Raw genomic sequence first — 5,445 nt, 5'->3', positions numbered from 1 at the left:
CGGCGGGCACGTACTCACCCTTGGCCGGGTCGAGGCGTTGGATGTCCTTGCCCACCTTCTTGTAGAAGCCGGCGCCGGTCTTCTGGCCCAGCGCGCCCTTCTCGATCAGGCCGGCGACGGCCTTGGGCGTGGCGTAGGCACCGTAGAAGGGGTCGTCCTTCAGGTTGTCCTGCATCGTCTTCATGACGTGGGCCATGGTGTCCAGGCCCACCACGTCGGCGGTGCGGAAGGTGCCGCTCGACGCACGGCCGAGCTTCTTGCCGGTGAGGTCGTCGACCACGTCGTAAGACAGACCGAAGTTCTCGGCTTCCTTCATCGTGGAGAGCATGTTGGCGATGCCCACGCGGTTGGCCACGAAGTTGGGCGTGTCCTTGGCGCGCACGACGCCCTTGCCAACGGCGGTGGTGACGAAGCTTTCCAGCTGGTCGAGGATCTCCGGGCGCGTCGTCGGGGTGGGGATCAGCTCCACCAGGTACATGTAGCGCGGCGGGTTGAAGAAGTGGATGCCGCAGAAGCGCGGGCGGATCTCGGCCGGCAGCACTTCGGACAGCTTGGTGATCGACAGGCCCGAGGTGTTCGACGCGACGATGGCGTGCGGGGCGATGAAGGGCGCGATCTTGGTGTAGAGGTCGAGCTTCCAGTCCATGCGCTCGGCAATGGCCTCGATGATGAGGTCGCAGTCCTTGAGCAGCTCGCTGTGCTCTTCGTAGTTGGCCTGCTGGATCAGCGCCGCGTCTTCAGGGATGCCCAGCGGCGAGGGCTTGAGCTTCTTCAGGCCTTCGACAGCCTTGGTGACGATGCCGTTCTTCGGGCCTTCTTTCGCAGGCAGGTCGAACAGCACCACGGGGACTTTGACGTTGACCAGGTGCGCGGCGATCTGCGCACCCATCACGCCGGCGCCGAGCACGGCGACCTTGCGAACATTGAATCGGCTCATGGCTTCTCCTAGGGGAATATGTCGGTCTGGAACTGAAAGGGCGTTCGGCGGAGTCAGTCGGCCTTGTGCCAGGTCTGCGAACGGCCGAACATGGGGGCGCCGACGTACCCGCGCACCTCCAGCTTCTTGCCGTCTTCGCTGGGCTTGAGGCGCAGCTTGTAGATCTTGCCGTTGGCGGGGTCGAGAACGGTGCCGCCGTCCCACAGCCCCTCGCTCTCGGCGTTCTTCTTGATGCCGCGGATGATGGTCATGCCGACGATGGGCTTGCCCTTGTCGGCGCCGCTGCACTCGTCGCACACGGCGTCAGGCTTGGCATCGGGGCCGAGCAGCTTCTCGATGCGGCCGGTGTAGATGCCGTTCGATTCGGTGATGCGAATCAGCGACTTCTCGGTCTTGGACGAATCGTCGATGCTCTTCCACAGCCCGGCCGGGTTCGACTGGGCCATGGCCGAGGTCATGGCAATGGTGGCGGCCAGCGCCATCAGCACTTTCTTCATGGTGTCTCCTGCCTGTTCGGGGATTGGGTCAGCTTAGAACAAGGCCTCGTCCATCTCCATCAGCGGCTTCAAGCCCGCGCGCGCCGTGCGGATGAGGCTCGCGGTCTCGGGCAGCAGCTTGGCGAAGTAGAAGCGCGCGGTGGCGAGCTTGGCGGTGTAGAACGGGTCGCCCGAACCTTGCTTCTCGAGCGCCACCTTGGCCATGCGGGCCCAGAAGTAGGCGAACACCAGGTGGCCGGCCACGCGCAGGTAGTCGACGGCGGCGGCGCCCACTTCGTCCTGGTTGCCGAAGGCCTTCATGCCCAGCTCGGTGGTCAGCTTGGTGAGCTTGTCGCCCAGGTCGGCCAGCGGGTTCACGAACTCCTGCATGGCTTCGTTGGTGCCTTCGTCTTCGACGAAAGCCTGCACGATCTTGCCGAACTTCTTCAGCTTGGCGCCGTTGTCGCCCAGCACCTTGCGGCCCAGCAGGTCGAGCGACTGGATGGTGTTGGTGCCTTCATAGATCATGTTGATGCGCGCATCGCGCACGTACTGCTCCATGCCCCATTCCTTGATGAAGCCGTGGCCGCCGTAGACCTGCATGCAATGCGAGGTGGCGATCCAGGCGTTGTCGGTGATGAAGGCCTTGATGATCGGGGTGAGCAGCGCCACCAGGTCGCCACATTCCTTGCGGGTGTCTTCGTCGTCGGACGAGAGCTCCTTGTCGAGCTGCAGCGCGGTGAACATCGACATCGCGCGGCCGCCTTCGGCGTAGGCGCGGGCCGTCAGCAGCATCTTGCGCACGTCGGGGTGCACGATGATGGGGTCGGCGGCCTTCTCGGGCGCCTTGGGGCCCGACAGGGCGCGCATCTGCAGGCGGTCCTTGGCGTAGGCGACGGCGTTCTGGTAGGCCACTTCGGTCAGGCCCAGCGACTGGTTGCCCACGCCCAGGCGGGCGGCGTTCATCATCACGAACATGGCAGCGAGGCCCTTGTTGGGCTGGCCCACCATCGTGCCGATCGCGCCGTCGAGCGCGATCTGGGCGGTGGCGTTGCCGTGGATGCCCATCTTGTGCTCCAGGCCCGTGCAGAAGACAGGGTTGCGCGCGCCGAGGCTGCCGTCGGCATTGACCAGGTACTTCGGCACCGCGAACAGCGAGATGCCCTTTGAGCCGGCCGGTGCATCGGGCAGGCGTGCCAGCACCAGGTGGACGATGTTGGCTGCCAGGTCGTGCTCGCCGGCCGAGATGAAGATCTTGGCGCCGGTGATCTTGTACGTGCCGTCGGCCTGCGGCTCGGCCTTGGTGCGCAGCAGGCCGAGGTCGGTGCCGCAGTGCGGCTCGGTCAGGCACATGGTGCCGGTCCACTCGCCGCTGGTGAGCTTGGGCAGGAAGGTCTTCTTCTGCTCATCGGTGCCGTGGGCGTGCAGGGCCTCGTAGGCGCCGTGCGACAGGCCGGGGTACATGGTCCAGGCCTGGTTGGCCGAGTTGAGCATCTCGTAGATGCACTGGTTGACGGTGACCGGCAGGCCCTGGCCGCCGTAGGCCGGGTCGCAGCTCAGTGCCGGCCAGCCGCCTTCGACGTACTGCGCGTAGGCCTCCTTGAAGCCCTTGGGTGCACGCACCTCGTGCGTGGCCTTGTCCAGCGTGCAGCCCTCTTCGTCACCGCTCTGGTTGAGGGGAAACACCACCTGCGAGGCGAACTTGCCGCCTTCTTCGAGCACGGCATTGATGGTGTCGGCGTCGATCTCAGCGTGAGGCGGCAGCGCCTTCAGTTCCTCCGGCACGTTGAGCACTTCATGCAACAGGAACTGCATGTCGCGCAACGGGGGGGTGTACTGGGCCATGGTGAACTCCTTGAATGTAGGAATGTGGAAACGGGAAACAGGGGTAGCGGGCTATCGACGTGCCGAGCGCGAGGCTTGACGGGGCGCGGGCGGAGCGGCCTGGCCCGGCATGGCGTAGTAGGCGACGACGCGCTCGAAGCCGACGCGCGCACGGTCCAGTGCACCGGGCAGCCGCAGGAAGCGTGCGTCGTGATGCACCGCGAGGATGTGGCCGTGGATCTCGAAGAGCATCTGTTGTGCGTCGGTGTCGGGGCGCAGCTGGCCTTCGTCGATGGACATGCGGATGGCACGCTCGAGCGCGAGGTGCCAGGCACGCACCATGGTCACCAGGGCATCGCGCACCGGGCCGGGCCGGTCGTCGAACTCGACCGCGCCGCTGATGTAGATGCAGCCCGAGTCGAGCTCGATGGAGACGCGCTTGATCCAGCGCTCGAACAGTGCGCGCAGGCGCGGCAGGCCGCGCTCTTCCTTCAGCGCAGGAAAGAACACTTCTTCTTCGAACTTGGCGTGGTACTCGCGGATGACCGAGATCTGCAGCTCTTCGCGCGAGCCGAAGTGGGCGAAGACGCCCGACTTGCTCATGTGCATCACGTCGGCCAATGCGCCGATGGACAAGCCTTCGAGGCCCATGTGCGAGGCCAGGCCGAGCGCCGCTTCGAGAATGGCGGCGCGTGTCTGCTGACCCTTCTGCAGCTGCCGGGGGCTGTCGTGAACCGTCTTGGGGGCTACGCTCATGCAAGGACTCGCGGTAGAAATAAAACGAACGATCGTTCTATTCTTACCGAGTTTTTGCGAGCGTGGGGAAAGTTTTCGCGCCGCTTTTTTGTCTTTTTCTAGGCACGCATGCCTAGATGGTCCGGCCGCGAGGGTAAACCCGCGACTTAGGCGCTGTCACCGTTGAACACTCGGGCCTTGATGATCGTTTGATGACAATGTGGCGCAATCACCGCCGCAACCCGCACCGCTATTGAGCGAACTGCAAGGAATGGATTACTCTCCGGCTCAGGAGAATCTCCCGTGGAAGTGCTGCAGCTCGATGTATCCGGCCGGCCGCAATCGTGGATCTCGGCCAAGGAAGCGGCGATCATCTACGCCAGTGACGGCGTAGCCTGGACGCTCGGCGATGCGTTTCATGTCCTGCGCGGCGGCATGCAACGCCGCACCGGCTTGCAGTCGCGCATCGAAGTCCACCCCATCATCGCGGTGCGCGGCGCCATCCCCAGCCGCGCCTGGCGGCAGACGCCGGCCCTCTCCAACCCCAAGCTGTTTGCGCGCGACCGCCTGGTCTGCGCCTACTGCGGCGGCCGCTTCCATGTGGACGACCTGACGCGTGAGCACATCGTGCCCACCTCGCGCGGCGGCCACGACACCTGGATGAACTGCATCACCGCCTGCCGCGCCTGCAACGGCCACAAGGGCAACCGCCTGCCCGAAGAGGCGCACATGAGCCTGATGTACCTGCCCTACGTGCCCAGCCTGCACGAGGACATGATCCTGCGCGGGCGCCGCATCCTGGCCGACCAGATGGAGTTCCTGCTGGCCAGCGTGCCGAGGCACAGCCGACTCAGGATTTAGCCGAGCGCGTCGAGTTCGGCTTCGACCTGCTTCGCGTCGATGAACTGAATGGCGTGCCAGCCCTCGGCTCGCGCCATCGCCACGTTCTCGGCCAGGTCGTCGATGAATACAGTCTGTGCAGGCTCGATGCCGAAGCGCTCGATGGCCAAGCGGTAGATCGCCGGTTCCGGCTTGATGAGCTTCACGCGCGACGAGAACACGCCATCGGTGAAGCGCGAGAAGAACTCGTTCGTGCTCTCCAGGTGCGCCGCGTAGGGCTCGGGCATGTTGGACAGGAAGAAGAGCTTGTGGCCCTTGGCATGCAGGCTATGCAGCAGCTCGACGGTGGCCTGCTGCGCTTCGAGCTCGCCCGGCACGGCCTCGATCACCGCCTGCACTTCGCCCAGCTCGAAGCCGAGCCGTTCGGCAATCAGCGGGGCGAGTTCAGGCACCGTGATCGTTCCGCGATCGAAGCGCCCCCAGTCTCCCTTGTAGTTCTGGAAGAAGTCGACCACCAGCTGCTGCGCCGCAGCTTCGTCGACAGCGCGGTGCGGCAGCGTACGGCGCAACAGCTCGTGTGGCCGCCACTGGAACACCACACCACCGAAGTCGAAGACGATGTGCTTCTTGTTC

Annotated in this window: 6 protein-coding genes; 1 reads left to right on the top strand and 5 read right to left on the bottom strand. The window is 65.0% G+C overall.

Features of this window, described 5'->3' with window-relative positions:
• The 4 genes from VFL64_RS02065 to VFL64_RS02050 all read right to left on the bottom strand — a co-directional run.
• The coding region (locus VFL64_RS02065; protein WP_489538718.1) for a 3-hydroxyacyl-CoA dehydrogenase family protein at positions 1 to 937 on the bottom strand (937 nt) is incomplete at its 3' end.
• Between the two features lie 53 nt (positions 938 to 990).
• On the bottom strand, positions 991 to 1,434 hold the full coding sequence (locus tag VFL64_RS02060) for a DUF2147 domain-containing protein (protein ID WP_489538717.1): 444 nt from the start codon (positions 1,432 to 1,434) through the stop codon (positions 991 to 993).
• A gap of 33 nt (positions 1,435 to 1,467) precedes the next feature.
• Entirely contained in the window at positions 1,468 to 3,258 is a 1,791-nt protein-coding gene (locus VFL64_RS02055; protein ID WP_489538716.1) for an acyl-CoA dehydrogenase C-terminal domain-containing protein, read from the bottom strand.
• 51 nt (positions 3,259 to 3,309) lie between these two features.
• Entirely contained in the window at positions 3,310 to 3,993 is a 684-nt protein-coding gene (locus VFL64_RS02050; protein ID WP_489538715.1) for a TetR/AcrR family transcriptional regulator, read from the bottom strand.
• A gap of 282 nt (positions 3,994 to 4,275) precedes the next feature.
• Here VFL64_RS02050 and VFL64_RS02045 point away from each other — a divergent pair, with 282 nt between their 5' ends.
• On the top strand, positions 4,276 to 4,833 hold the full coding sequence (locus VFL64_RS02045) for an HNH endonuclease (RefSeq protein WP_489538714.1): 558 nt from the start codon (positions 4,276 to 4,278) through the stop codon (positions 4,831 to 4,833).
• On the opposite strand, the gene VFL64_RS02040 is transcribed toward VFL64_RS02045, so the two are convergent.
• A partial coding sequence (locus tag VFL64_RS02040) for an HAD family hydrolase (protein ID WP_489538713.1) occupies positions 4,830 to 5,445 on the bottom strand: 616 nt, incomplete at its 5' end. The genes VFL64_RS02045 and VFL64_RS02040 overlap by 4 nt on opposite strands.

It is taken from the genome of Rhizobacter sp., from assembly GCF_035702065.1.
GTDB lineage: Bacteria > Pseudomonadota > Gammaproteobacteria > Burkholderiales > Burkholderiaceae_C > Rhizobacter.
The sequence above is the reverse complement of the archived record's forward strand: the minus strand, read 5'-3'. Positions and strand labels throughout refer to the sequence as shown.

Coding starts and splice junctions, on each gene's coding strand:
- VFL64_RS02060 (WP_489538717.1), bottom strand. CDS start 1,434: ATGAAGAAAGTGCTGATGGCGCTGGCCGCCACCATTGCCATGACCTCG.
- VFL64_RS02055 (WP_489538716.1), bottom strand. CDS start 3,258: ATGGCCCAGTACACCCCCCCGTTGCGCGACATGCAGTTCCTGTTGCAT.
- VFL64_RS02050 (WP_489538715.1), bottom strand. CDS start 3,993: ATGAGCGTAGCCCCCAAGACGGTTCACGACAGCCCCCGGCAGCTGCAG.